The organism is Paludibacillus litoralis, from assembly GCF_037646705.1.
GTDB lineage: Bacteria > Pseudomonadota > Alphaproteobacteria > Rhodobacterales > Rhodobacteraceae > Pikeienuella > Pikeienuella litoralis.
Window position 1 is genome coordinate 180027 of record NZ_JBBHER010000008.1, and the last position, 23985, is coordinate 204011.

The 23985-nt window shown below is 68.2% G+C and carries 27 protein-coding genes and 2 tRNA genes; 17 read left to right on the forward strand and 12 right to left on the reverse strand.

Translation table 11 applies throughout. The features are described 5' to 3' along the window. Positions 1-127: 127 nt before the first annotated feature. From scpB to WG921_RS15270, 6 genes are all read right to left on the reverse strand, one after another. The gene (gene scpB, locus WG921_RS15245) at positions 128-766 is read right to left on the reverse strand and encodes an SMC-Scp complex subunit ScpB (protein WP_340110109.1); all 639 of its coding nucleotides are present in this window, start codon (positions 764-766) and stop codon (positions 128-130) included. Beyond that, the gene (locus WG921_RS15250; RefSeq protein WP_340110110.1) at positions 759-1610 is read right to left on the reverse strand and encodes a segregation and condensation protein A; all 852 of its coding nucleotides are present in this window, start codon (positions 1608-1610) and stop codon (positions 759-761) included. The genes scpB and WG921_RS15250 overlap by 8 nt, the downstream gene beginning before the upstream one ends. Further along, on the reverse strand, positions 1603-2616 hold the full coding sequence (locus WG921_RS15255; RefSeq protein ID WP_340110111.1) for a glycoside hydrolase family 3 N-terminal domain-containing protein: 1014 nt from the start codon (positions 2614-2616) through the stop codon (positions 1603-1605). Before WG921_RS15255 ends, WG921_RS15250 begins: the two co-directional genes overlap by 8 nt. Then, complete coding sequence (locus tag WG921_RS15260) at positions 2616-3545, reverse strand: SPOR domain-containing protein (protein ID WP_340110112.1); 930 nt, start codon at positions 3543-3545, stop codon at positions 2616-2618. The genes WG921_RS15255 and WG921_RS15260 overlap by 1 nt, the downstream gene beginning before the upstream one ends. A gap of 74 nt (positions 3546-3619) precedes the next feature. After that, complete coding sequence (gene argS, locus WG921_RS15265; RefSeq protein WP_340110142.1) at positions 3620-5365, reverse strand: arginine--tRNA ligase; 1746 nt, start codon at positions 5363-5365, stop codon at positions 3620-3622. A 107-nt stretch (positions 5366-5472) separates the two neighbouring features. Further along, positions 5473-6657: a deoxyguanosinetriphosphate triphosphohydrolase gene (locus WG921_RS15270; protein ID WP_340110113.1), complete on the reverse strand. Its 1185-nt coding sequence runs from the start codon at positions 6655-6657 to the stop codon at positions 5473-5475. 131 nt (positions 6658-6788) lie between these two features. On the opposite strand from WG921_RS15270, the gene erpA reads away from it, so the two are divergent. Next, positions 6789-7124 (forward strand): iron-sulfur cluster insertion protein ErpA, encoded by a 336-nt coding sequence (erpA, locus tag WG921_RS15275; protein ID WP_340110114.1) that lies wholly within the window; start codon positions 6789-6791, stop codon positions 7122-7124. A gap of 95 nt (positions 7125-7219) precedes the next feature. Here the strand turns inward: erpA and WG921_RS15280 are convergent, their stop codons facing one another. The 3 genes from WG921_RS15280 to WG921_RS15290 all read right to left on the reverse strand — a co-directional run bounded on the left by WG921_RS15280 (position 7220) and on the right by WG921_RS15290 (position 10000). Then, positions 7220-7489 carry a DksA/TraR family C4-type zinc finger protein gene (locus tag WG921_RS15280; protein ID WP_340110115.1) on the reverse strand — a complete coding sequence of 90 codons (270 nt, stop codon included), beginning with the start codon at positions 7487-7489 and terminating at the stop codon, positions 7220-7222. A 78-nt stretch (positions 7490-7567) separates the two neighbouring features. Next, entirely contained in the window at positions 7568-8809 is a 1242-nt protein-coding gene (locus WG921_RS15285) for an MFS transporter (protein ID WP_340110116.1), read from the reverse strand. A gap of 174 nt (positions 8810-8983) precedes the next feature. Continuing rightward, entirely contained in the window at positions 8984-10000 is a 1017-nt protein-coding gene (locus tag WG921_RS15290; protein WP_340110117.1) for a LacI family DNA-binding transcriptional regulator, read from the reverse strand. A gap of 126 nt (positions 10001-10126) precedes the next feature. Between WG921_RS15290 and WG921_RS15295 the strand changes: the two genes are divergently transcribed. Next, complete coding sequence (locus WG921_RS15295) at positions 10127-10786, forward strand: RraA family protein (RefSeq protein ID WP_340110118.1); 660 nt, start codon at positions 10127-10129, stop codon at positions 10784-10786. A gap of 107 nt (positions 10787-10893) precedes the next feature. Here WG921_RS15295 and WG921_RS15300 read toward each other — a convergent pair. Continuing rightward, positions 10894-10968 (reverse strand) — tRNA-Thr (locus WG921_RS15300). 355 nt (positions 10969-11323) lie between these two features. On the opposite strand from WG921_RS15300, the gene murA reads away from it, so the two are divergent. The 11 genes from murA to WG921_RS15355 all read left to right on the forward strand — a co-directional run bounded on the left by murA (position 11324) and on the right by WG921_RS15355 (position 18404). Then, complete coding sequence (gene murA / locus WG921_RS15305; RefSeq protein ID WP_340110119.1) at positions 11324-12589, forward strand: UDP-N-acetylglucosamine 1-carboxyvinyltransferase; 1266 nt, start codon at positions 11324-11326, stop codon at positions 12587-12589. A 2-nt stretch (positions 12590-12591) separates the two neighbouring features. Continuing rightward, positions 12592-13062, forward strand: a complete 471-nt coding sequence (locus WG921_RS15310) for a DUF2948 family protein (RefSeq protein WP_340110120.1) — start codon at positions 12592-12594, stop codon at positions 13060-13062. A 71-nt stretch (positions 13063-13133) separates the two neighbouring features. Beyond that, the gene (hisD, locus tag WG921_RS15315; RefSeq protein ID WP_340110121.1) at positions 13134-14465 is read left to right on the forward strand and encodes a histidinol dehydrogenase; all 1332 of its coding nucleotides are present in this window, start codon (positions 13134-13136) and stop codon (positions 14463-14465) included. Further along, complete coding sequence (locus tag WG921_RS15320; protein WP_340110122.1) at positions 14458-14940, forward strand: UPF0262 family protein; 483 nt, start codon at positions 14458-14460, stop codon at positions 14938-14940. The genes hisD and WG921_RS15320 overlap by 8 nt, the downstream gene beginning before the upstream one ends. 4 nt (positions 14941-14944) lie before the next feature. Further along, positions 14945-15406, forward strand: a complete 462-nt coding sequence (locus WG921_RS15325; protein WP_340110123.1) for an arsenate-mycothiol transferase ArsC — start codon at positions 14945-14947, stop codon at positions 15404-15406. 80 nt (positions 15407-15486) lie between these two features. Beyond that, positions 15487-15705: a translation initiation factor IF-1 gene (gene infA, locus WG921_RS15330; RefSeq protein ID WP_340110124.1), complete on the forward strand. Its 219-nt coding sequence runs from the start codon at positions 15487-15489 to the stop codon at positions 15703-15705. Positions 15706-15717: 12 nt separating this feature from the next. Then, positions 15718-16302, forward strand: coding sequence for a Maf family protein (locus tag WG921_RS15335; RefSeq protein WP_340110125.1), 585 nt, complete (start codon positions 15718-15720; stop codon positions 16300-16302). Then, positions 16299-17330: a ribonuclease E/G gene (locus tag WG921_RS15340; protein WP_340110126.1), complete on the forward strand. Its 1032-nt coding sequence runs from the start codon at positions 16299-16301 to the stop codon at positions 17328-17330. The genes WG921_RS15335 and WG921_RS15340 overlap by 4 nt, the downstream gene beginning before the upstream one ends. Further along, positions 17323-17481 carry a DNA gyrase inhibitor YacG gene (locus WG921_RS15345; protein WP_340110127.1) on the forward strand — a complete coding sequence of 53 codons (159 nt, stop codon included), beginning with the start codon at positions 17323-17325 and terminating at the stop codon, positions 17479-17481. The genes WG921_RS15340 and WG921_RS15345 overlap by 8 nt, the downstream gene beginning before the upstream one ends. Positions 17482-17579: 98 nt before the next feature. After that, positions 17580-17655 (forward strand) — tRNA-Phe (locus tag WG921_RS15350). A 545-nt stretch (positions 17656-18200) separates the two neighbouring features. Then, the gene (locus tag WG921_RS15355; RefSeq protein WP_340110128.1) at positions 18201-18404 is read left to right on the forward strand and encodes a helix-turn-helix transcriptional regulator; all 204 of its coding nucleotides are present in this window, start codon (positions 18201-18203) and stop codon (positions 18402-18404) included. Between the two features lie 508 nt (positions 18405-18912). Here WG921_RS15355 and WG921_RS15360 read toward each other — a convergent pair. Together WG921_RS15360 and WG921_RS15365 are read right to left on the reverse strand one after the other, a co-directional pair. Further along, a complete protein-coding gene (locus WG921_RS15360; protein ID WP_340110129.1) occupies positions 18913-19431 on the reverse strand; it encodes a transposase in 519 nt (172 codons plus the stop codon). Further along, positions 19412-19705: a hypothetical protein gene (locus WG921_RS15365; RefSeq protein WP_340110130.1), complete on the reverse strand. Its 294-nt coding sequence runs from the start codon at positions 19703-19705 to the stop codon at positions 19412-19414. Before WG921_RS15365 ends, WG921_RS15360 begins: the two co-directional genes overlap by 20 nt. A 460-nt stretch (positions 19706-20165) precedes the next feature. Between WG921_RS15365 and WG921_RS15370 the strand changes: the two genes are divergently transcribed. The 4 genes from WG921_RS15370 to WG921_RS15385 all read left to right on the forward strand — a co-directional run. After that, positions 20166-20477 (forward strand): hypothetical protein, encoded by a 312-nt coding sequence (locus WG921_RS15370; RefSeq protein WP_340110131.1) that lies wholly within the window; start codon positions 20166-20168, stop codon positions 20475-20477. A 198-nt stretch (positions 20478-20675) separates the two neighbouring features. Beyond that, complete coding sequence (locus WG921_RS15375) at positions 20676-21713, forward strand: hypothetical protein (RefSeq protein WP_340110132.1); 1038 nt, start codon at positions 20676-20678, stop codon at positions 21711-21713. Positions 21714-21947: 234 nt separating this feature from the next. Continuing rightward, positions 21948-22244: a hypothetical protein gene (locus WG921_RS15380; protein WP_340110133.1), complete on the forward strand. Its 297-nt coding sequence runs from the start codon at positions 21948-21950 to the stop codon at positions 22242-22244. Positions 22245-22258: 14 nt separating this feature from the next. Further along, positions 22259-23985, forward strand: a 1727-nt coding sequence (locus tag WG921_RS15385; protein ID WP_340110134.1) for an Ig-like domain-containing protein, incomplete at its 3' end; no start/stop codon positions are given.

The window sequence follows — 23985 nt, forward strand, 5'->3', positions numbered from 1 at the left end:
ATGCGGCTCACGCCACACCTCCCCAAGCCGAGGCGTTCACCGCCCCTGTTCCCTCATCTCTACTCAACCGCAGACCCGCTCCGCAAGCAACAAGGAGACTTCGCCCCGGGGTAAGGGCGCGCGGATGTCACTCGAAAAGTTCGTCCTGCCCTTCGGCGGCCGGGGCGTCGTCCTCCTCCTCCTCGCCATCGGCCTCGAGCGCGCCGCGATTGTCGAGAAGCCCGGCGTCGCGGAGCTCCTTCACGCCCGGCAGGTCGCGCGGGCTCTCCAGCCCGAACTGGTCCAGAAACCGATCGGTGGTGACGAAGGTGACAGGGCGCCCCGGCGTCATCCGGCGCCGGCCGAGCCGGACCCATTCGAGTTCGATCAGCATGTCGAGCGTGCCGCGCGAGACGGAGACGCCCCTGATCTCCTCGATCTCGGCGCGGGTCGTCGGCTGATGATAGGCGATGATCGCCAATGTCTCCACCGCGGCGCGCGACAGGCGGCGCCGCTCGACCTGATCGCGGCGCATGAGAAAGCCGAGATCGGGCGCCGTGCGGATCGCCCATCCCGCGCCGACCCGGCGGATCGTGACGCCCCGTCCCTCATAGCGGCGACGAAGCCGCGCCAGCGCTTCCGCCGGATCCGCGCCATGCGGCATCCGCGCCGCCATCTCCTTCAGTTCGAGCGGCTGGGCGGAGGCGAAAAGCAGCGCCTCGACCATGCGCTCCTGCTCCTCCATCGGCGGCGCGCGAAAGAGGCTTTCGGGCGGCGTTTCAGGCATGGCGCGTCGCCGCGTCGGCGCGCCGGGGCGCGCGGAGCATGAGCGGGCCGAAGATGTCATCCTGACGGATTTCGGCCTCGCCGCGTTTCACAAGCTCCAGCGAAGCCGCGAAATGGCTGGCGAGCGCGCTTCGCCTGCGTTCCGGCGCGCCGGCCCAATCATCGGGGAGCCACGCCGAGAGCGCGGTCCAGTCCATCGCGTCGCCGATCAGGTCCGTCAGCCGCTTCACCGCATCCTCGAGCGCATAAACCGGCGCGCGGCGAAGGTGCAGCGGCTCGTAGCTGTCCTTCGTCTTGATCCGGGCGTAGGCGGTCAGGAGGTCGGTGAGCGAAGCGGTCCATTCCACCCTCCGGCGCACGGCCTGGCTCTCCTCCTCGCCGCGGGGAAAGATCTCGCGGCCGAGTTGATCGCGCGCCATCAGCCGCGCGCCGGCGGTGCGCATCGCCTCCAGCCGCTCCAGCCGAAAGGCGAGCCGCGCGGCGAGGTCCTCCGCGCTCGGGCCTTCGTCCTCTTCGGGCGGCGGCAGAAGCAGGCGCGACTTCAGATAGGCGAGCCAGGCCGCCATCACCAGATAATCCGCGGCGATCTCGATCCGCAGTTTCCGCGCCGCGGCGACGAACGCCAGATATTGCTCCGCCAGTTGCAGGATCGAGACGCGGCGAAGATCCACCTTCTGGCCGCGCGCCAGCGTCAGCAGCAGATCGAGCGGCCCTTCGAAGCCGTCCACATCGACGAGAAGCGCCTCCGGATCCGCCGCTCCCGCGCGGGGCGCGGTGAAGAGCGCGCCCTCCTCCTCCCGCCGCTCTGGCGGAAAAGGCTGTTCGGGCGCGCGCTCGTCACGCATGGGCGCCCGCCTTCGCCGGGTCGAGCGCGCGGTAGCGCCGCTCCACCTCGGCGATGTCGATCTCCTCCACCGCCCGCGGCAGCGCGTCCACCGCGCGCGCGCGCGCCAGCGCCCGGCCTTCAAGCCGGCCGGCGGCTTCGGCGGCGGCCTCCATTTCGGCCATGTCGCCATTGCAGTGCAGAACGATATCGCAGCCGGCGTCGAGGCTCGCCGTCACCCGCTCGGCGATCGAGCCCTGAAGCGCGCCCATGGAGATATCGTCGGTCATCAACAGCCCTTGAAAGCCGATCTCATCCCGGATCAGGTCGATGCAGGGGCCGGAGAAGGTGACGGGATATTCGGCGTCCACCGCGTCGATCATGAGATGCGCGGTCATGCCCATCGGCGCGTCGGCGTGGGCGCGAAAAGGCGCGAAATCCTGCTCCAGAGCGGCGCGCGAGGCGGAGACGACCGGGAGCGAGAGATGCGGGTCCACGTCGGCGCGGCCATAACCCGGGAGATGCTTCACCACCGGCAGAACCCCGCCCGCCATCAGCCCGCGCCTCACCGCGTGGCCGAGCGCTCCGACGCGGGCCCCGTCGCGCGCCAGCGCGCGGTCGCCGATCGCCTGATGCAGGTCCGGCGTCGCCACGTCGAGAAGCGGCGCGCAGTTCACGTCGACGCCGGCGGCGTTCAACTCGTGCGCGATCAACCGATAGCGAAGGACGAGCGCCTCCGCCGCGACCTCAAGCGGGCGGCCCTCGCATTCGGCCATCGCCGGGCGAAACGCGCGCCAATGCGGCGGGCGAAGCCGCTGCACGCGCCCGCCCTCCTGATCGACGAGAACGGGCGCCTGTCGGCCGACGGCGGCCCGCATCTCGGCGGTCAGCGCCGCAAGCTGGTCCGGGCTTTCGACATTCCGCGCGAAGATGATGAAGCCCCACGGGTCCGCGGCGCGGAAAAAATCCCGCTCCCGCGCCGAAAGCGCGCCCCCCGCGCAGCCGAGGATGAGCGCGCCGGGCGCCATCAGCGCGCCCGCGCCACGATGCAGGCTTCGCCCCGCGCCTGAAGCGCGCGGCAGAGCGCGGCGGCGGCGGAGATCTCGTCGAACGGGCCGGCGCGAAGCCGCCAGAGCGTGCGCCCGCCGGACTGCACCGAGGTGATCACCCTGCCCCGTCCGGTCAGCAGGTCCCCGTTGCGGCCCTTGATCTCCTCCCACTGCGCCGCCGCGACGGCTTCGCTCTCGAAGGCGCCGAGCTGAATCTGGATCGCGCTGGCGCGGGCGGCCTCGCGCGGCTCGACCGGGGCGGCGGCGACGCGGGCGGCGGGGCTGGGGCGCGCGCGCGCGGGCGGCGCGTAACGCGGCGCCTGATCGCTGGCGTTCTCCGCGCGGTCCTGGCCGATCACCTCGGCGACCGCGGCGGCGACCGCGGCGGCGAGCGGATCTTCCGCCGGCGCCTCCGCCTCGGCGGCGTCGGGCGCGGCGGCGGCGCCAGTTTCGGCCGCCTGCGGATCAGGATCGCCCCCCACCTCCGCCGCGGCGGCGGCGAGCGCGCGATCAGGCGCCGTCTCCGGGCGCGGCGCCGGCTCCGGCGAGAGCGAGGCCGGCGCCTTGTCGGCCGGGGTCAGGCTGGCGGGAGGAGGCGCCAGCGCCGCCGCCTCTTTCGTCGTCGGCTCGGCCCCGCCGCCGGAAAGCGCGTGATAGACGGCCCGGTCCTGATGCGCGACCTCCTGGCCGCCCGGCTCTTCGGGGCGGATCTTGGTCAGCCCGGCCTCGGCCCGGATCACCGGAATATCCTCCGCGTCGCGCATGCCCAGCCGGTAGGACCAGGTGACGACGGCGACGAGAATGGCCAGTGAAACGACGGCGCCGGCCGCCGTGACGGCGCCATTGCGCCATTTCCTTGCGGCCGCCTTCGCGGCGGCGCCGGCTTCAAGATAAGAATCATCCCGCATGGGGTTTTCGCCTGTGCCTTTGCGCCACCTTATATGGTGGTCGCCTTCTGCTCCAACCCCAAATATACCTGCTTTTACCGCATTTCGGTTAACGGGGTCACGCCCAGGATACCAAGACCGGACGAGATCACAACAGAAACGGCGCGAATCGCCGCCAATCTCGCCGGCGCGCCGGCCTTGTCGTCCTCCTGAAGGAAGCGAAGATCGCCGATCTCGCGGCCGCGATTCCAGAGCGCGTGGAAGACGCCGGCGAGGTCGTAAAGATAGAAGGCGACGCGATGCGGCTCATGATGATGCGCCGCCGTCTCCACCAGACGCGGCCATTCGGCGATCTTCTTCGCCAACTCGACCCACGCCTCATGCTCCAGCCCCGAAAGATCGGCCGCCGCCAGCGCCGCGTCGTCGCAGGCGACGCCCTGCTCGGCCGCGCCGCGCAGAACCGAATGGACGCGCGCGTTGGCGTACTGGACGTAGAAAACCGGATTGTCCTTCGATTGCTCCAGCGCGCGCGCGAAATCGAAATCGAGCGGGGCGTCGTTCTTGCGCGTCAGCATCGTGAAGCGGGCGACGCCGGCGCCGACCTCGTCCACCACCTCGCGGAGGGTGACGAAATCGCCGGAGCGCTTCGACATCTTGTAGGGCTCGCCGTTCCGGAACAGCCGCACCAGCTGGCAGAGCTTGATATCGAGCGGCGTGCGCCCGTCCGAGAGCGCGGCGACGACCGCCTTCATCCGTTTCACATAGCCGCCATGATCGGCGCCGAACACATCGATCAGGAGATCGTAGCCGCGCTCTATCTTGTCAAAGTGATAAGCGATATCGGGGGCGAAATAGGTCCAGCCGCCATCGGATTTCTTCACCGGGCGGTCCACATCGTCGCCATAGGCGGTGGAGCGGAAGAGGGTCTGCTCGCGCGGCTCCCAATCTTCCGGGACCTTGCCCTTCGGCGGCGGCAGGACGCCTTCGTAGATCAGGCCCTTTTCATCCAGCGCCTTCAGCGCGGCGTCGATCTTGCCGGCGCCGTACAGCGCCTTCTCGGACTGGAACCAGTCCATCCTGACGCCGAGCGCCTCCAGATCCGCGCGGATCATGTCCATCATCCGCTCCGTGGCGAAGGCGCGAACCTGCGGCAGCCATTCCGATTCCGGCGCATCGAGCAGGCTGTCGCCGAATTCCGCCTTCAGCGCCTCGCCCACCGGCGCGAGGTAATCGCCGGGATAAAGGCCGGGCGCGATCTCGACCGCGCGGCCATGCGCCTCCTGATAGCGAAGATGCGCGGATCGGGCGAGAACATCCACCTGCGCGCCGCCGTCATTGACGTAGTATTCGCGCGTCACGTCCCAGCCGGCGAAATCCAGCAGTCCCGCCAGCGCGTCGCCGAAGACCGCGCCCCGCGCGTGGCCGACATGGAGCGGCCCGGTCGGGTTGGCGGAGACGAACTCCACGTTCACCCGCCGGCCGCCGCCGATATCCGCGCGGCCGAAATCGACGCCCGCGCGCAAAGCCTCGGCGATCGCGGCGAGCCAGACCGCCGGCGCGAGCCGCAGATTGATGAACCCCGGCCCGGCCACCGTCGCCTCCATCACCCGCTCGTCGGCTTCGAGGCGCGGCGCGAGCAGAGCGGCCAGAGCCCGCGGGTTCATCCCCGCCGGCTTCGCCAGCGCCATCGCCGCGTTCGTCGCCATGTCGCCATGCGCGGGGTCGCGCGGCGGCTCCACCGTCACCGCCCCACGGTCCAGCCCTGCGGGAAGCGCCCCATCGGCGGTCATCGCGTCGAGCGACGCCTCGACGAGGTTCAGAATATCGGCGAAGAGATTCATGGCGGTCGTCACTCTCAAGCATGCTGCAGGGCCGCTCTTGCGGCTTTTCCGGGCCGTCTAACACAGGTCCGGAGAGGCATCCACGCGTTTCCGACCAGACGCCGCGCTCAGACCGGCGTCATCGGGTCGGTCAGTTTGCGATGCTCCTCCAGCGCGAAGCGATCGGTCATGCCGGCGATGTAATCGGCGACGATGCGGGCGCGAAGCCCGGTCGAGGCCGCGTGTCCGGCCGCCTCGCCCCACTCTTCGGGAAGAAGCGCCGGCTCCTCCATGAAAATCGTGAAGAGGTCCCGCACCACCCGCCCCGTCTTGCGCCGCATCCGCTGCACGCTGAAATGGCGATACATCCGGGCGAAAAGGAACGCGCGCACGATCGAGAGGTCCTGATTCAGCGACTCGGAGAAAGCCGCCACCGGCTCCGGCAGCGCCCTGAGCGCGGCGGCGCTTTCCGGCCGCGCGGCGTCGAGGCGCGCCTTCGTCTCGGTCAGCATGTCTTCGACCAGCGCGCCGAAAACCCGCCGGAACGCCTCATGCGCGGTCCGGTGCGCGTCGAGCCCCGGATAGCGCGCGCGCACCGCCGCCAGCGCCGGGCCGACCAGCGGCAGATCCGCCAGATCCTCGAAATCGAACAGTCCCGCGCGGAGGCCGTCGTCAAGATCATGGGTGTTATAAGCGATATCGTCCGAGAGCGCGGCGATCTGCGCCTCCAGCCCGGCGTGGGTCCAGAGCTCCAGATCATGGCGCGCGTCATATTCCGCCAGCGCGAAATGCAGCCGGGAGCGATCGGCCCCTTCGGCGTCGAGCAGCGGGCCATTATGCTTGGCGAGCCCCTCCAGCACCTCCCAGGTGAGGTTCAGCCCGTCGAACTCGGCGTAGCGGCTCTCCAATCCGGTGACGATCCTCAGCGCCTGCGAGTTGTGGTCGAAGCCGCCATGCTCCGCCATCATCTCGTTCAGCGCGTCCTCTCCGGTGTGGCCGAAGGGCGTATGGCCGAGATCATGCGCCAGCGCCACCGCCTCCGCCAGATCCTCGTCGGCGCCGAGCGTGCGCGCGGTGGTGCGCGCGATCTGCGCGACTTCGAGGCTGTGGGTCAGTCGGGTGCGGTAATGATCGCCCTCATGTTCGACGAAAACCTGGGTCTTGTGCTTCAGCCGCCGAAACGTCGAGGAGTGGATGATCCGGTCGCGGTCGCGCTGGAACGGCGTCCGGTGCGCGCTCTCCTCCTCCGGATGCAGGCGCCCGCGGGTCTTCGCGGCGTCGGTGGCGGCCGGGCTGAGCGGCGGGCGGCTCATCGCAGAACCCGCGCGCGCGCCCTGCGCGCCGTCCACCCTCGTTTCACGCTCATCGCCGCCCTTGTCCCTTCGCCGGAGGAGCCATACATTCGACACGACTCCATATCCGATGCGAGGTCGAGAGAAAACACATGGATCTCACTCTGCCGGTCAAGGTGACGGACGCATGCGCCGCCCGTCTGAACGCGATCTCCGCCGCGGAGGGCGCGCCCAAGAACCTGCGCGTCGCCGTGCTCGGCGGCGGCTGTTCCGGATTTTCCTACGAATTCACGCTTGAGGATACGGTCGCCGAGGATGATCTGGTGATCGAGGCCGGAGAAGGCGCCGTGCTGATCGACCCGGTTTCTCTGCCGTTTCTTTCCGGCTCCGTCGTCGATTTCAAGAACGAGCTGATCGGCGCCAGATTCGCGGTCGAGAACCCGAACGCGACCAGCTCCTGCGGCTGCGGCACCAGCTTTTCGATCTGAAACCGCGCCGGGCGGGGCCGCGCCTGCGGCGTATCCTCGCGGACGATGCGGCGGAGCGTTTTCGCCGGCGGGCGGGCGTTCCGCCTTCTCTCCGGTCATTTCAGCTGGCTGTCCTTCGAGCCTCGCCGGTTGATCCCGCCCCGCGCGACGGGGCGCGAGTCCCGCTCCTCCTGACAGTCGATGCAAAGCGTCACGCCCGGCGCCGCCACGCGGCGCGCCTCGGGGATCGGCTCTTCGCATTCCGCGCAATGGGTCCGGCTTTCGCCGCCACCCGCGCGCGCCGCCCGCATCCGCGTCAACTCATCCTCGATCGAGGCTTCGATCTGCTCGTTCACCGCGCCGTCGCGCGCCCAGCCTCCGGCCATGGCGTATCCTCCGATTGCACGCGGCCATGGTAGCGCGCCGCCCCGGCGGGTCAAAGCCGCGCCGCCGGCGCCTCTCCCCTACCCTTCCGCGGGCGCCCGCGCCGCCGCCCGCGCCATCAGCGCCACGATGCACGCCGCGGCGATATTCGCCGCGGCGCTGGCCAGGATCGGCCACGTGTAGCTGTTGCTGGCGTCGAAGATGAAGCCGGCCGCGCTCGGCCCGATCAGCGTCCCGAACCCGACGCTGGTGTAGAGAACGCCGATGATGCCGATGACGTTGCGCCCGCCGAAGAGGTCCATGACCACGGCCGGCATGATCGCGACCCAGCCGCCATAGAAGACGCCGAACGCGAGCGCGAAGACCGCGAGCCCCCAATATCCGGTGGCGGCGGCCCAGACCAGCAGCGCGGCCGCCATGCCCGCGAACATCGTCACGAGGAAGGTCAAGCGCCCGATATAATCCGCGACGCCCCCGAGCACGAACCGGCCCGCCGTGCTGCCGACGCCGATCGCGCCAATCAGAAGCACCGCAGAATGCGCGCCTATCCCCCGGTCCAGCGCATAGGGGACCAGATGCACGAACGGCACGAAAACGCCGAACGCGCAGATCATGCAGGCGATGTAAAGCCCGATGAATTGCGGCGACCTGACCGCCTCGCCAACCGAGGCGCCGGCCCGCGCCAGGGCGGGCTGGCCGGCGTCGATAGGGTCGCCATCCGGGCCCACCCCCCTCTCGTGCGGCTCGCTTGCGATCAGGAGCGCCATGCCCGCGCCAGCGACCGCGACAACCGCCGCAAGCGCCAGATAGGCGCTCCGCCAGCCCCAGCCCTCGATCAGCCACGATGCGACCGGCGGCATGATCAGCGTGCCGACGCCGATCCCGCTGACGGCGATTCCGGAGGCGAAGCCGCGCCGTTTCACGAACCACCGCTGAACCGCGCCGATGGCCGGCACATAGGCGAAGCCCACCCCAAGGCCGACGCCAAGCCCGTAAGCCACGTACACCTCGGAGAGACTGCGCGCCGCGCCCGCGAGCGCAAGACCGCCGGCGACCAGCAGCATCCCGATGACCGTGAGGCGCCGCGCGCCCCAGAGATCCGCGAGCGGCCCGCTGACGACCCCAAGGCTGAAATAGAGAAATCCGGCCAGGGAGAAGACGAGCGAAACCGACCCGCGGGAGGCCCCGAACTCCGCCTGAAGCGGCTCTATGAACGCGCTGAAGCTATAGGCGGCGCCAAATCCGAACAGCGTGACCGCGAAGGTCGCGAGAACGACGACCCACCCGTAGAAGAGCCGGCCGCCGGGCGCCGCGCCGCGCATCTCAGACGACCTTCCGATCACCGCGTCGTTCCGGCGCCGACATGAAATCCGCCCCTCGATCGAGCATCTGGACCTTCGCGCGAATGACCCTCGGCCGCAGCGCCGTCAGGCCGAACAGGGCGTCACTCAGGCATGAAACACGCCGCGCCGCAACCGCATTCCCCAGCGCCGCCGTCACATCGAGCCCCCCGGTACCAGCGAAAGCGGCAGGATGATCTCACGGGTTCTGAACGCGCCTTCGTCCAGCCGGGTCATGATCGCGTCGGAGGCGCGCCGGCCGAGCTCATACGCGCGCGAGCGCACCGTCATCAGCGCCGGCTCGGAATAGCCGATGAACGGGAACGCGTTGAACCCCGCGACGCCGACATCCTCCGGCACGCGGAGGCCGCGCCCCCGCAGGACCTGCATCGCGAGGATCGCCATCTGATCGTTCTGGGCGATCACCAGCCCCGGCGCGCCCTCGCGGTCGAGGCGGGCCTCAAAGCTGGCGACGATTTCAGCCATGTCGGTCTCGTCGCAGGCCTCAATCGCGACCCGGCGGCCCCGGCGCTCCAGCGCGGCCCGGACGCCGGCGACGCGGTGCTCCACCGCGGGCCAGGCGACATTGGCGACGAGCATCAGCGCATCCCCCGCTCGTCGCTCCGCCGCCGCGTCGCCAAGCGCGAAGGCGCCGCCCTGATCGTCCTGACGGATGAAGCATGCGTCGCGCAATCCCGGATAGGGCGCGTCCTGAAAGACGACGACGGGCGCGTGAAGGGCCGCGGCGACCTCCATCGCCGCCTCCCGCTCGGCCCGAGTCCCGGAGAGGTTGAGGCAGAGCGCGTCCGCTTCGGCGCCGCGCGCGCGGTGGAACGCGGCGAGCCCGCCGGGCGCGACGCGCTGAAGAAGCAAGCCGAACCCCCGTTCGCTGAGCGCGTTGGCGAGCCCGGCGGCGAGATTGGTCGTGAACGGGTCCGCCAGAAAGCGCGGCGACGGATCGATGATCGTCAGCCCGACCCGGAAATGGCGCGACGTCCGCAGGCTCCGGCCCAGTCTGTTCGGCATGTAGCCGAGGGCGACGATCGCCTCGCGCACCTTCTCGCGCGTCGCGTCGGAGACGCCGGCGCAGATGCCGTTCACCACCTTCGAGACCGTCGCGGTCGAAACGCCGGCCTGACGCGCCACGGTGTGAAGGGTCGGCTTCGTCTTCATCCCCGGCGGGCCTCCTGAACAACCGTCAATCCGGGCGCCAACCTGGCGCAAACGCCCGTTGACAGGCCATTTGACAGTCCATAGCGTGAATTAAACGTTTAACACACCCGATAAATGAGGCGATACATGACGATCGATTTCAAGGGCCTGTCGGAAAAACTCTACTCCGCCGTGCTTTCGGACGTGCTGGACAGTTTCGGCTACAGGAATCAGGCGATGCGCCCCTTCGTCCGCCCATCGGACGAGTCGAAGGTCATCTTCGGGCGCGCCCGCACCGGCGGCTTCATGAACATCTACTCGGTCACCGAGGGCGAGAACCCCTACGCGCTCGAAATCGCGCTCATCGACGATCTGAAACCCGGCGACGTCGCGGTTCTCGGCTGCGACGGGCCGACGACGCGGATCGCGCCCTGGGGCGAATTGCTCTCCACCGCCTCATCGATGCGGGGCGCGGTCGGCTGCGTCACCGACGGTCTGGTGCGGGATCTGCGCCAGATCCGCGAAATGGGCTTTCCGGTGTTTCACGGCGGCGTCGGGCCGCTCGATTCCAACGGGCGCGGCAAGATGACGACGATGGATCAGCCGATCGAATGCGGCGGCGTGCTGATCCACTCCGGCGATCTCGTCTTCGGGGATATCGACGGGGTCGTCGTCATCCCGCAGAAGGCCGCCGACGAGATCCTCGCCGCCGCGCTCGCCAAGGTCGCAGCCGAGGATCACACGCGGCGCGAGATCATCGAGGGAAAGCTGCTTCAGGAGGTCTATGACAAATACGGCGTGCTGTAAGCGAAGGCTTCAGACGCCCGACCCCGCGAAGCGCCGCCTCCGGCGCTTCGGCGCGGCCCATGTTTCCGGCCGGACGTTTCCGGCCCGACAACGCCCCTTGGGCGTCGTGGTGCTGCTGGACAGGATTGAACTGTCGACCTCTCCCTTACCAAGGGAGTGCTCTACCACTGAGCTACAGCAGCCGATGCGCTTCTGACGCGCGGCGGTTTCTCGTGCAAAGCGGGCGGGATTGCAAGCCCAAAGGTCCGATCCGGACGCGGCGCGCGCCGCGGCGCTTTACGCGGGGCGGGCGCGCGGCTAAAGACCAGCCATGACGGGTGCGAGTGAAAACGCGAAGGCGACCGAACGGGCCGAACGGCTCGCCGCGGCCCTCCGCCGCAATCTTCGCCGCCGAAAAGCGCAGGCGAAGGCGCGGAGCGATCTTTCCGGACTTGACCCGAATCGCACGGACACGCCGCTGAATCGGCCTGATTCCACGGAAGAAGACGCGGAGAGCCGATCGGGCTGATCCGGGGCCGCAGCAAGGATCGAGGGCGCATGGACAGGATCATCGTCAGGGGCGGCGCGCCGCTGAAAGGGCGCATCGCGATCAGCGGCGCCAAGAACGCGTGCCTCGCGCTGATGCCGGCCGCGCTCCTGACCGAGGAGCCGCTGACCCTGACCAACGCGCCGCGGCTCGCGGACATCCGCACGATGACGGAGCTCCTGACCTCGCTCGGCTGCGAGATCGCGGCGCTGCAGCAGGGGCGCGTTCTCGCGCTCGGCGCGGCGAACATCGCGAATCACGTCGCCCATTACGACATCGTCCGGAAGATGCGCGCCTCCATCCTCGTTCTCGGGCCGCTTCTCGCGCGCGAGGGCCGCGCGGTGGTCTCCCTGCCAGGCGGCTGCGCGATCGGGGCGCGGCCGGTCGATCTCCACCTGAAGGGGCTTGAGGCGATGGGCGCCGAGATGGAGCTTCGCGACGGCTACGTCCACGCGAAAGCCTCCGGCGGCCTGAAGGGCGCCGAGTTCACCTTTCCCGTCGTCTCCGTGGGCGCGACGGAGAACCTGCTGATGGCGGCGACGCTCGCCAGGGGCGTCACGGTTCTGGACAACGCGGCCCGCGAGCCCGAAATCGTCGATCTCGCGCGCTGCCTGCGCGCCATGGGGGCGCGGATCGAGGGCGAAGGCTCCTCGCGCATCACGATTGAAGGCGTCGAGCGCCTTCATGGCGCGACGCACCGCGTGGTCGCGGATCGGATCGAACTCGGCACATACATGATCGCGCCCGCCATCGCCGGCGGCGAGGTTCTGCTCGAAGGCGGCGAGCGCGCGCTCGTCTCCGCGTTCGCCGATCAGCTCGAGAACGCGGATATCGAGGTCGCCGAAACGCCGGAAGGGCTGCTGGTTCGGCGGCGGAACGGCGTGATCCGGCCGATCAGCGTGAAAACCGCGCCGTTCCCCGGCTTCCCGACCGATCTTCAGGCGCAGATGATGACGCTTCTCACCCTCGCCGAGGGCGAGAGCCGGATCGAGGAGACGATTTTCGAGAACCGCTTCATGCACGTCCCGGAACTGGCGCGGATGGGCGCGGATCTCGATGTCGACGGCGCGGTTGCGGTGATTCGCGGCGTGGCCGGGCTGAAGGGCGCGCCGGTGATGGCGTCCGACCTCCGGGCGTCGGCGTCTCTCGTGCTCGCCGGGCTTGCGGCGGAGGGCGAAACCGTCGTCAGCCGCGTCTACCATCTGGATCGCGGCTATGAGCGGGTGGAGGACAAACTCTCCGCCTGCGGCGCGCGGATAGAAAGAGTGAGCGGATAAACATGGTGCGCGATGCGACATTCGGCGAAGGCGGTGAGGCGGCGCTGCGTCTCCGTGCGATGAGTCCGGAGGATCTCTCGGTGATCTCCGCGTTGACGCAGGATGCGGTGGGGAAGGTCGCAAATGTTCACTACGCGCCCCGCCGGCGCAGATTCTCCCTGCTGATCTACCGGTTTCGCTGGGAGGACCACAAACGGGCGGCGCGTGAGACCCGCAGCTTCGAGCGGGTGGCGTCGGCGCTGACCTTCGACGATGTTCTTCGCGCCCGCGCGGCCGGCCTCGACCCGCGGGAGAAGGACGCGGTGTTCAATCTGCTCAGCATGACGTTCGAGCCGGAGGAGGACGGCGCCGGCCTGCTTTGCGTCACCTGTTCGGGGCAGGCCACGCTGCAGATGCAGGTCGAGGCCTTGAATGTCGGGCTGGTCGATCTGACCCGGCCCTGGGCCGCCGGCGGCCAGCCGCAACATTTCTGACGCGGGTTTGCGTTGAGCGTCCGGCCCGCATAAACCGCCGAAGTCGCTCGCCCAAGGGAGCCAGCTCCGCCATGCCGCTACGCCTGTCACACGCAGATCCGGATTTCGACCGCCGCTTCGAGGCGTTTCTCGACGTGGCGCGCGAGGGGGAGGCCGACGTGGACGCCGCCGTCGCCGCGATCATCGCCGATGTCCGGGCGCGCGGCGTCGAGGCGGTGGTGGAGCTCACCCGCCGGTTCGACAAGTTCGACGCCGAGCCGGAGACCCTGCGGATCGGCGAGGCGGAGATCGACGCCGCGATCAGGACCGTCCCGGCGGCGGAGCGCGCCGCTCTGGAGCTCGCGGCCGGGCGGATTCGCGCCTATCACGAACGCCAGAAACCCGAGAACGCCCTCTGGACGGATGAGGCCGGCGCGACGCTCGGCTGGCGCTGGACGCCGGTGGACAGCGCCGGGCTCTATGTGCCTGGCGGCCTCGCAAGCTATCCCTCCTCGGTGCTGATGAACGCCATTCCGGCGCAGGTCGCCGGCGTCTCCCGGCTGGTGATGACCGCGCCGACGCCCGAAGGCGCGGCGAACCCGCTCGTGCTTCTGGCGGCGCGGCTCGCCGGGGTGGATGAGATCTTCCGCGTCGGCGGCGCGCAGGCGATCGCCGCGCTCGCCTATGGCGCCGGGCCGATCCGGCCGGTGGACAAGATCACCGGCCCCGGCAACGCCTTCGTCGCGGCGGCGAAACGGCGGGTGTTCGGGCGCGTCGGCATCGACATGATCGCCGGCCCGTCCGAGATCCTGATCATCGCCGACTCGCTGAACGATCCCGAATGGATCGCGCTCGATCTGATGAGCCAGGCCGAGCATGACGAACGCGCGCAAGCGATCCTGATCACCGACGACGCGGACTTCGCCGACAAGGTGGAGGCCGCCGTCCGCCGCGCGCTGAAGACGCTGGCGCGCGGCCCGATCGCGGCGCAAAGCTGGCGCGCGCATGGCGCGTTGATCGTCGCGCGCGATCTCGGCCACGCCGCCGAGCTGGCGAACCGGATCGCGCCCGAACATCTGGAGATCTGCGCCAGCGATCCCGAGGCGCTGGCGGAGAAGATCCGCCACGCCGGCGCCATCTTCCTCGGCGCCCACACGCCGGAGGCGATCGGCGATTACGTCGGGGGGCCGAACCATGTGCTGCCGACGGCGCGCTCGGCCCGGTTCTCCTCCGGCCTGTCCGTGCTCGATTTCATGAAGCGGACGACGCTGGCGCGGATGAGCCCAGGCGCGCTGGCCGCGATCGGCCCGGCGGCGGAGACGCTGGCGCGCGCCGAGGGGCTCGAAGCGCACGGGCTTTCCGTGCGTCGGCGGCTCGATGCGATGAACGAGCGCCGCGATGGGAGCGCGTCACACGATGGATGAAGACGCGTCAACCGACCGCCTGATCGACATTTCGCTCGACGCCTCCGGCCTCGCCGCGCCGACGCCGGAGGTGGAGCAGGAGCGAAAGGTCGCGATTTTCGACCTGCTGGAGGAGAACGCCTTCGCCCTCCCCGGGCGCGCGGCCGGCCCCTATCGGCTGAATCTCGCGGTGAAGGAGCGGCGGCTGGTGTTCGACGTGAGGACCGAGACCGGCGCGGCGGCGGCCGAGTTTCACCTCTCCCTCTCCCCGTTCCGGCGGATCATCAAGGACTATTTCCAGATCTGCGAGAGCTATTTCGACGCGGTGAAACGTCTGCCGCCGAGCCAGATCGAGGCGATCGACATGGGGCGGCGCGGCATCCACAACGAAGGCGCCCGGGTGCTGAAGGAGAGGCTCGACGGCAAGGTGACGACCGACGATCACACGGCGCGGCGGCTTTTCACGCTGGTCTGCGTGCTGCATTTCCGAGGTTGAGCGAGTGGAGGAGGCCCCTCATGGCGCCAGCCTTCCGGGCGCGGTGCTCTTTTGCTGCGACCACAACGCCGTTCGCTCGCCGATGGCCGAAGGGCTGGCGAAAAAGCTGCTCGGCTCACGCGTCTTCATCCAGTCCGCCGGCGTGAAGAGCGAGATGGAGGTGGACGGGTTCGCGGTCGAGGTCTGCCGCGAGATCGGCGTAGATCTCAGCCGGCACCGGGTCAAGAGCTTCGAGGATTTCGAGAATTGGGGCGAGGATATCGACTCCTACGACCTGATCATCGCGCTGTCGCCCGCGGCGCAGCTGCGCGCGCTGGAGTACACGCGCCACCATGCGATCGAGGTGGAGTACTGGCCGACTCTCGATCCGACCGGCCTGACGGAGGAACGGGAGGCCAAGCTCAACGCCTATCGGCAGACCCGCGACCAGATCGCCAGACGAATCCACGAGCGATTCGGCGGTTGAGCGCGCAGCCGCTTGCTTTCCCTCCCTTTTGGAGTCAATTACCACGCGCCCATTGCAGGGCGCTCATATTCGGAGACGGCATGGCCAAGGAAGAAACCCTCGAGTTCCCCGGCGTCGTGACCGAGCTTTTGCCCAACGCGACATTCAGGGTGGAGCTTGAGAACGGCCATGAGATCATCGCGCACACCGCAGGCAAGATGCGCAAGAACCGCATTCGCGTGCTCGCGGGCGACAAGGTGCAGGTGGAGATGACGCCCTATGACCTGAGCAAGGGCCGCATCACCTATCGCTTCAAGTAAGCGCCGCCGGAGATGCGCCTGATTCTCGGCTCGGGGAGTCCGCGCCGGCGGGAGTTGCTGGCGCAGATCGGCGTCACGCCTGACGCCATCCGCCCGCCTGATATCGACGAGACGCCGCGAAAGGGCGAGCCGCCCCGGCCGTATTGCGTCCGCATGGCGGCGGAGAAGGCCGCGGCGACCCAGGCGGGCGCCGACGACGTGGTGCTCGCCGCCGACACCACCGTCGCCGCCGGGCGGCGGATCCTCGGCAAACCGGCGGACCCGGCGGAGGCCGAACGCTTCCTGCGGCTGCTTTCGGGCCGTCGCCATCAGGTGATCACCGCGGTCACGGTCAGGCGCGGAGAGCGCGCATGGGCGCGGGAGGTGGTGAGCCGGGTGAAGTTCAAGCGCCTCTCGGAGGACGAGATCGCCGCTTATCTCGCCTCCGGCGAATGGCGCGGCAAGGCGGGCGGATACGCCATCCATGGCCTCGCCGGGGCGCTCATTCCCTGGATCTCGGGCTCCTTCACCGGCATCGTCGGCCTGCCGCTGACCGAATCCGCCAATCTTCTCCGGGCGGCCGGCTATCCGGTCCTGCTCGACGGGCCGGCGAAATGAAGGGCCGGCTGATCGCCATCGAGCCCGGCCCGCCGATCATGGCCGCTCTCGTCGTCGAGGGGCGAATCGAAGACCTGCTGATCGAGCCTCCCGCGGATGAGGAGGCCCCCCGGATCGAGGAGATCCACCGCGTCCGCGTCCGCCGGGTGCTGGGGAGCCAGGGGGCCGCGCTCGTCAAGCTCGCGGGCGGCGTCGACGGCTATCTCCGGGAGGCGCCCGGCGTCGCCGAGGGGGATCTCGCTCTGGCCGAGGTCACCGGCTTCGCGGAGCGGGGCAAGGCGGTCCCGCTGACCGCGCGGCGGCTTCATCGCGGCCGCTTCGCCATCCTCACGCCGCTTGCGGAGGGCGTGAACGTCGCCCGGGCGGTCAAGGACCGGGAGGAGCGCGCGCGCCTCTGCGCGATCGGCGAGGCGGCGCTGGAGGGCGCCAAGGCCGGCCTCATCCTCCGGAGCGCCGCCGTCGGCGCGGACGAGGCCGAAATCAGGGCGGAGATCGAAGCGTTGATGGCGCGCGAGGCCGCATTGGCCGCCGGCGGCCCGCCCGGCCGGCTCGCGGCGGCGCCCGACGCGGCGGCGCGCGCGCTCCGGGAATGGGACGCGGAGGACGTGATCCGCGAGCCGGGCGCCTTCGACCGGCTCGGCCTCTGGGACGAGATCGACCGGCTCCGCAGCCCCCGCGTCGACCTGACGGGAGGCGGCTGGATGGCGGTCGAGCCGACGGCGGCGCTGATCGCCGTCGATGTGAACACCGGCGGCGATCTCTCGAACGCCGCCGCGGCGCGCGCCAATCTCGCCGCGGCGGCGGACTTGCCGCGCCAGCTCCGCATTCGCGGGCTCGGCGGGCAGATCGCGGTGGATTTCGCGCCGATGCGCAAGACCGACCGGAAGGCGGTGGAGTCCGCGCTTCGCCAGGCGCTCTCCACGGATCCGGTGCGGACCACGGTCGCCGGCTGGACGCCGCTCGGCCATCTCGAACTCAGCCGAAAGAGGGAGCGGCGCGAGACGGCGCCGTTGACGCCCGATGTCTGAATGCCCGATCTGCGGCCGCCCGACCGAGCATCGCTGGCGGCCTTTCTGTTCGAAACGCTGCGCGGATATCGATCTCGGCCGCTGGCTCTCCGGCGCCTATGTCGTCCCCTCGGACGAACCCGCGCCGGACGACGCGCCGCCCGAAGACTGACCCTGCGGCCCCCCGCTCACGCCGCGCGCGGGAGAAAATGCTCTGGACACCCCATCTGCGCTCAAATATACGGGCGCTCGTCAGGCGGCTCCGCCTTGGCCCAGGTAGCTCAGTTGGTAGAGCAGCGGACTGAAAATCCGCGTGTCGGTGGTTCGAATCCGCCCCTGGGCACCATTTTCCCTCGATCTTTTTTCCCTCGATCTTTCAGATACTTGCAGCGGATCCTCTTTCCTGCTCCTCACTTGCTTCTTTCCGGGACTTCACCGGGACTGCAGCCCAGCTTGGGCGCAGTCCGTGAACCGTAGCAAGAGACGGTGCTGTTGATAAGTTCCAAATTTCGCTCTGTCGGCATGCAGAACGGATCTTCGCCTCTTCACGTCAGTTCCGCGACCTCATGGGGATCGGTGCTCTCGCATTCCACACCGACGATGTACGCGTCTTTCGGTTTTGCGGCGAAGTCCGGGTAAAATTTTCGGTTTGAGAGCTAGCAGCAAAGCACGAGCCTTTCGGCGCGACATGGCTGGGAGCCGTCACTGTTCTCATGCGCTCGAACCAGCGACACCGCCGGATAGTGGTGATCTGAACTATGGCCACAAGTCCGAATCAGGCGGAGCCGCTCCGACGGTTCGGGGAGAGCCTCTGAATATTTCTTCCCGAATCGTTTCCGCCCACCTGGCGGCGAACCGATCTCCTCTTCGCAACCGAACAAGGAGACCACAATGCACAGCGCCACCCCCACCGGCAGGCTCGTTGACATGTCGACCCTCAACAAAATGCTCCAGCGCTCGCGCGCCAGCATCTACCGCGATATCGAGCGCAGCGAGTTTCCCGGTCCGCTGAAACTCGGCAGGTCGTCCCGGTGGAGGTTATCCGAGGTCATGGCGTACATTGAAGCCCGGTCCCAATCCCGTTTCGAGGACTGAGGCCGCTTCCACGCCGTCCACCTTGGCTGCGCCGCGTTGATACGCAGATCTTGAATTTTCCGAAGGACATGACCGGCCAAGATCGGCCTTTGCGGACTTCTGCCAAGGTGCTTGAATTCTGGCCGCGCGCCGGAATGTCAACGTGTATGGACGCCCCCGGCGGAGCAAGGATTTTCTGAAGATGGGTCTGGACGGAGCGGTCGAGTTCCTACGTGTATCCGGCCTCAAGTTGCGGCTTTCTACGCCGCGGGCCCTCATGGCGATTCCGCGGACGGGTCCAAATTGGCGGATCGCGCTCAAGGGCGCTCCGTTGACATCTGGTTTTCCCGCCCCGTTGCTGTCCCGCGTTCCCATGACCTCCTGTCAGAACTTCCGCTCGGCCAGATCCGGCGAGGTCTACGACCTCATGCCGGAACTCTGTAGGATTCGCCGAGCGAGATAAGCGCCCATGCGACCCGGGCCATCTTGTTCGCCAAGGCGACGGCCACGAGCATCTTGGGCTTGCGGCTCAGCATCCGGCCAGCCGAGAATCGGGTTTCGGTCCTCCGGTCCGGCCGGCCGCCTGAATGACAGCCATCGCCCCGATGATCAGCAGGCGGCGGATGTCCTTTTGTCCCATCTTCGACGTCTCGCCCAATCGTGTTTTTCCACCCGTCGAATGCTGTCTCGAGGTCAGTCCGACCCATGCGGCAAAATCCCTGCCCTTGCGGAACATGTCAGTGGGCGGCGCCAGGGTGGCCAAGGTCATGGCCGTGATCGGGCCGATTCCCGGGATGGCGCTCAGACGCTGCGCCGTTTCATTGGCCTGTATCTCCCGACGGATTCGGAGCGTCAGGTCATCGATGTGGACTGTCAGTTTCTGGATCCCATCGGTCAGGAGCGTGCAGAGCGACACGACAACGGCAGGCAAGTGCGCCGCATGCTCGGCGACGGCATCTTGCAGCCGCCGGAGGTTCTGCGTCCCCTTCGGCGCGACGAGGCCATGTTCCGCCAGATGCGCTCGAACGCTAACGCGCGAACACCTCATCGAGCAGCGCGTCGACCATGCCCTGACCCTTGCGGCGCTGTGCCGCCGCCACGGCTTCTCCGTGATAATGGTTGGTGGTTCGCGGATCACACTGAGCTTCGAGCGCCAAGGCCGTCTCCACGCCCTCGGGACCGAGCTGACCCGGCTCGGTGCGCACGCGGCTGCGTGAGATATGCGCGCCTGTCCCGAAATGCGTCCGCCAGACCGTCGAGGGGTGGCCGCGCGAAAGCATCCGGCCATTCACATGCTGGAAAAGTGGAGCCTCCTTTTGCATGCTTCGGCGCCGCCTCGGAGACAGTGTAGACCTCGTGGATCTTGACCCGATGGTGAGCGGGGCGGCGGGGCGTCCGCCAATCCCCCGCCGCAAGCGGCCCGGCCGTATTCTGATGCAGCCGCTCCGCCTCGTAGCGGAGCGCCTCCTCCTCGGGATAGATCACCCGCCGCCAATTTTCAGGTAACGGGGGCCGATCCCGCGCCACCGCCACTGCTTCAGCGTCCGCGGCGAAATCCGCCACCTCTCCGCCAGTTCATCCTGCGTCATACTCCACATCCTCACGCGCCTTTCATTTTCGCTCCGCTGCTCGGGACTGCGCTGCGGTTCACGTCGTAGAAATGCGCTTTGATCGGCAGGAAATCTGTGGACGGAGGGGGGAGGAATTGTGACTTCCTCGATCGCGAAGTATTTGATTTTATTCGTAGATATCTGTGAAACTGCGATCTCAGTGAGAGTTCGCATGACCATGCATGCCTTCGCAGGGCGCGTAGACAGGCGGTTCGTTGCCTCCGACCAGATTGCAGATCGACTGGACGTCGGCGCGATGCCGCATGAAACCCTGAGCTTCCTATCAGACGATCACCATGCCTTCGCCTTCGTCGCGCGAGGTGAAGGCGCCCGCCGACCAGGGTATCTGGATCTCGGGCCTGACGCCGGCTTCGCCGCCGATGAGGCGCTGCTCTTCTCAGGCGGGTTAGACTCGTTCGCCGGGGCGCTCGACGAACCGGTGATACCCCGCCACGGAGAAGCTGAAGATCATCCAGCTGGTTGAGCAATCCCATTTGCCCGCGAAGGCGACATTGGCGAAGCTCGGCGTCCCGAAGACCGGTGTCCGCATCCAGGTAGGTCTGGAACCGCACCTTCGCAACCGCCTCGGTCGGGTCGACGCGTCGCGCGCGCGTCGCTATCGTCAGAAGGGGCCGGTAACGGTCGCCACTCCGGGAAGCGGCCTCGGAACAGGAGGAGCACGATGGTCCGGGACTTTGGTCTGAAGCTGAAGGTTACGATTCTGGCGCTCGGCTTCGCGACCAAGAAGGAGCTTCACCGCCATTTCCTGACCGTCGCGCCGACCCTGGGGCTGGAGCAGGACAGCCTTTACAAGTGGATCCAGGGTCGGAGCACGCCCCGGTCTTCGAAAGTCTATGAACACTGGGCCGGGATGCTTCGGCTCGACCGTTCGCTCGCCCATCTCAAGAGCTGCTCGATCGAGGAGTTCGCCGACGACGTGATCAAGGCATACGGGCTGGACCCGGCCATGGTCACTACGGTGGCGCCTCTGGGCGCCAGGCCGGGCGCGGCCGATCCCGACCCGGCCGACGCCCCCAGGGCCGCGCGGGATGATCACCTCTGCGGCACGTTCGCCTGTTACTCCCGCGCCTTCTCGCCGATCTTCGCGGGCAAGATCGTGCGCGGCATCCTGATCATCGGTCCGTCGAGCGGCGCCTCGCGCATCAAGGCCCGCTACACCGAGACGACGCCGTTCACCGAACTCATCCATCGCGGTCGCGTCTCGCCAATGAACGGCCTCATCACGCTTGATCTGCACGACGACCGACATGACAGCCATGTGCACCTGATCCTGCACGCGCCGCGCACGCCTGCGAGCGTGCTTGCCGGCCTGATGGCCGGCTTGTCGTTCCATGACGCCAGCCCGCGGCCGTCGGTCACCCGGTTTCTGGCGATCCGGGCGCCGGGCATCGACCTTTCGGCGCTCGGCGGGCGCGAGTGCGTGTTCGACGAAGCCGATCACTCGATAGCGGAAGAGTTGATCCGCTCCGGGCTGCCGATCGTCGACGCGGTGAAGTTCGACCGGATCGTCTTCGATTTTCTTGCCGGTGAAGGTCAGGGCGGGTTCGATCATATCCCGGTCGACGCGAGCGCCCGGCTGAACTTCGCGCTCGATCTGGAACTGGCGAACGCAGAAGCGCAATCCGCACGCAAGGATGCGCGCTCAGCCGACAGCGCCGTCGTGCTGCCCCTGCACACGCCGACAAAGCGAAACATCTGAGGCGACGCCGCGCGCTTGCCGCCGGACCGGCGGGCGCGACCGACTTGGGGGCGCCGAAGCCGAAGCCGGATCGGCCCCGGAACAAATCCGTCCAATCCTTTCCAGAGAAATCCAGAAATTTCCAAAGTATTCCAGTGCAACAAGAAGCTTACTCTCCGATATTCTAAAATAATGATATGATCTGACCACGATCACTCATGTAAAAACTGATAACGCCTCCAGGCGGAATCCTTGATGAACAGATTTCTCGTCCGGAACGCCGCCGATGCAAGCGATGACGCTCTTTTACAGGCAATCCCGGACGCCGGAGCCAGCACCGACGCCATCGTTTTCGCGCCCGTACCCTTCGCGGACGACGACACGCCGCGTCTGACCAGCAGCACGGCGCCGGGCGACAGCATGGCCCGCGACCGCGTCTTCGGCGGCGGGCCGGGAGTCCGGAATGGCGGCGCCACGCTCCGCTCCGACAATCTGGTGGTGGGGTCCCGACATACGCGAATGGCGAACAGGCTGCCGGATCGAAACATCTGAAAGGAGAGACCGACATGGGTCATGGCAAGAAAGACGATCTCAAGGGCGGCAATGGCGACGACACGCTGGTGGGGACCGGCGACCCGGACTCGATTTCCGGCGGCAACGGAAACGATCTGATCTTCGGTTACGGCGCTGACGGCGTCCCGCCGGATATCGATCCCGATGGCGGCGGCGAGAACGACAATGACAAGATCAAGGCCGGCAACGGCGACGACACCGTGTATGCCGGCGGCGGGAATGACGAGATCAAGGCCGGCAACGGCGACGACACCGTGCATGCCGGCGGCGGGAATGACGATGTCGAGGCCGGCAATGGCGACGACGTCGTGTTTGCCGGCGCCGGGAATGACGAGATCAAGGCCGGCAATGGTGACGACACCGTGCATGCCGGCGGCGGGAATGACGAGATCAAGGCCGGCAACGGCGACGACCGGATCGACGGCGGGTCGGGAGACGATTTCATCGACGGCGGCAACGGGTTCGACACGGCGGCCCTTCAGGGCACGTTTGACGAATACGAATTTTCTTTCGAGAAGCACGGAAAGAGCTGGATCTTCGACGGCCCGAGCGGACGCGATACGCTCAAATCGGTCGAGGCTGTCGAGTTCGAGGATGGATACACGCTCCTTCTCGACGGTACGAACAATACGCCCTACGCCGTGGGCGACGCGATCACGACCGATGAGGACAGCGCGACGCTTGTCGGTTCGGCGGCGCTTCTCGCAAACGACATCGATTTCGAGGGCGACGCGCTGCGCGTCGCCAGCGTCGGGCCGGCGGCCTTCGGCCAGGTCACGGCGTCGCTGAACCCTGACGGCTCTATCGCCAGCGTCGCCTACGCCCCGAACGGCCAGTTCGAGAGCCTGGCGGCGGGCGAGACCGCGACCGACACGTTCGGCTACACCGTAGCGGACGGCAATGGCGGGACGGACACCGCGACGGCGACGGTGACGATCACCGGCGTGAACGACGGCCCGAATGCGGTCGCCGACATGGGCGCGGCGTCGGAGGACGGCCCGGCGATCTCGATCGACCTGACCGGAAACGACAGCGACCCGGACGCGAGCGACGACCTCGAGGTGATCGGCCTCGACACCACCGGCGCGCTCGGCGCGGTTCTGATCAACCCCGATGGCGAAGGGGTGACCTACGACCCGAACGGCCAGTTCGAGAGCCTGGCGGCGGGCGAGACCGCGGCCGACACGTTCAGCTACACCGTCGCGGACGGCAATGGCGGGACGGACACCGCGACGGCGACGGTGACGATCACCGGCGTGAACGACGGCCCGAATGCGGTCGCCGACATGGGTGCGGCGTCGGAGGACGGCCCGGCGATCTCGATCGACCTGACCGGCAACGACAGCGATCCGGACGCGAGCGACGACCTCGAGGTGATCGGCCTCGACACCACCGGCGCGCTCGGCGCGGTGCTGATCAACCCCGATGGCGAGGGGGTGACCTATGACCCGAACGGCCAGTTCGAGAGCCTGGCGGCGGGCGAGACCGCGGCCGACACGTTCAGCTACACGGTCGCGGACGGCAATGGCGGGACGGACACCGCGACGGCGACGGTGACGATCACCGGCGTGAACGACGGCCCGAATGCGGTCGCCGACACCGGTGCGGCGTCGGAGGACGGCCCGGCGATCTCGATCGACCTGACCGGCAACGACAGCGATCCGGACGCGAGCGACGACCTCGAGGTGATCGGCCTCGACACCACCGGCGCGCTCGGCGC

Bases quoted from the DNA above. Each gene is read 5' to 3' on its own strand.
- WG921_RS15360 (WP_340110129.1), bottom strand. From the start codon at position 19,431: ATGAGGTGTTCGCGCGTTAGCGTTCGAGCGCATCTGGCGGAACATGGC.
- WG921_RS15355 (WP_340110128.1), top strand. From the start codon at position 18,201: ATGCACAGCGCCACCCCCACCGGCAGGCTCGTTGACATGTCGACCCTC.
- scpB (WP_340110109.1), bottom strand. From the start codon at position 766: ATGCCTGAAACGCCGCCCGAAAGCCTCTTTCGCGCGCCGCCGATGGAG.
- murA (WP_340110119.1), top strand. From the start codon at position 11,324: ATGGACAGGATCATCGTCAGGGGCGGCGCGCCGCTGAAAGGGCGCATC.
- WG921_RS15280 (WP_340110115.1), bottom strand. From the start codon at position 7,489: ATGGCCGGAGGCTGGGCGCGCGACGGCGCGGTGAACGAGCAGATCGAA.
- WG921_RS15340 (WP_340110126.1), top strand. From the start codon at position 16,299: ATGAAGGGCCGGCTGATCGCCATCGAGCCCGGCCCGCCGATCATGGCC.
- argS (WP_340110142.1), bottom strand. From the start codon at position 5,365: ATGAATCTCTTCGCCGATATTCTGAACCTCGTCGAGGCGTCGCTCGAC.
- WG921_RS15310 (WP_340110120.1), top strand. From the start codon at position 12,592: ATGGTGCGCGATGCGACATTCGGCGAAGGCGGTGAGGCGGCGCTGCGT.
- WG921_RS15290 (WP_340110117.1), bottom strand. From the start codon at position 10,000: ATGAAGACGAAGCCGACCCTTCACACCGTGGCGCGTCAGGCCGGCGTT.
- WG921_RS15295 (WP_340110118.1), top strand. From the start codon at position 10,127: ATGACGATCGATTTCAAGGGCCTGTCGGAAAAACTCTACTCCGCCGTG.
- hisD (WP_340110121.1), top strand. From the start codon at position 13,134: ATGCCGCTACGCCTGTCACACGCAGATCCGGATTTCGACCGCCGCTTC.
- WG921_RS15255 (WP_340110111.1), bottom strand. From the start codon at position 2,616: ATGGCGCCCGGCGCGCTCATCCTCGGCTGCGCGGGGGGCGCGCTTTCG.
- WG921_RS15285 (WP_340110116.1), bottom strand. From the start codon at position 8,809: ATGCGCGGCGCGGCGCCCGGCGGCCGGCTCTTCTACGGGTGGGTCGTC.
- WG921_RS15260 (WP_340110112.1), bottom strand. From the start codon at position 3,545: ATGCGGGATGATTCTTATCTTGAAGCCGGCGCCGCCGCGAAGGCGGCC.
- WG921_RS15270 (WP_340110113.1), bottom strand. From the start codon at position 6,657: ATGAGCCGCCCGCCGCTCAGCCCGGCCGCCACCGACGCCGCGAAGACC.
- infA (WP_340110124.1), top strand. From the start codon at position 15,487: ATGGCCAAGGAAGAAACCCTCGAGTTCCCCGGCGTCGTGACCGAGCTT.
- erpA (WP_340110114.1), top strand. From the start codon at position 6,789: ATGGATCTCACTCTGCCGGTCAAGGTGACGGACGCATGCGCCGCCCGT.
- WG921_RS15345 (WP_340110127.1), top strand. From the start codon at position 17,323: ATGTCTGAATGCCCGATCTGCGGCCGCCCGACCGAGCATCGCTGGCGG.
- WG921_RS15335 (WP_340110125.1), top strand. From the start codon at position 15,718: ATGCGCCTGATTCTCGGCTCGGGGAGTCCGCGCCGGCGGGAGTTGCTG.
- WG921_RS15375 (WP_340110132.1), top strand. From the start codon at position 20,676: ATGGTCCGGGACTTTGGTCTGAAGCTGAAGGTTACGATTCTGGCGCTC.
- WG921_RS15320 (WP_340110122.1), top strand. From the start codon at position 14,458: ATGGATGAAGACGCGTCAACCGACCGCCTGATCGACATTTCGCTCGAC.
- WG921_RS15380 (WP_340110133.1), top strand. From the start codon at position 21,948: ATGAACAGATTTCTCGTCCGGAACGCCGCCGATGCAAGCGATGACGCT.
- WG921_RS15370 (WP_340110131.1), top strand. From the start codon at position 20,166: ATGACCATGCATGCCTTCGCAGGGCGCGTAGACAGGCGGTTCGTTGCC.
- WG921_RS15365 (WP_340110130.1), bottom strand. From the start codon at position 19,705: ATGCAAAAGGAGGCTCCACTTTTCCAGCATGTGAATGGCCGGATGCTT.
- WG921_RS15250 (WP_340110110.1), bottom strand. From the start codon at position 1,610: ATGCGTGACGAGCGCGCGCCCGAACAGCCTTTTCCGCCAGAGCGGCGG.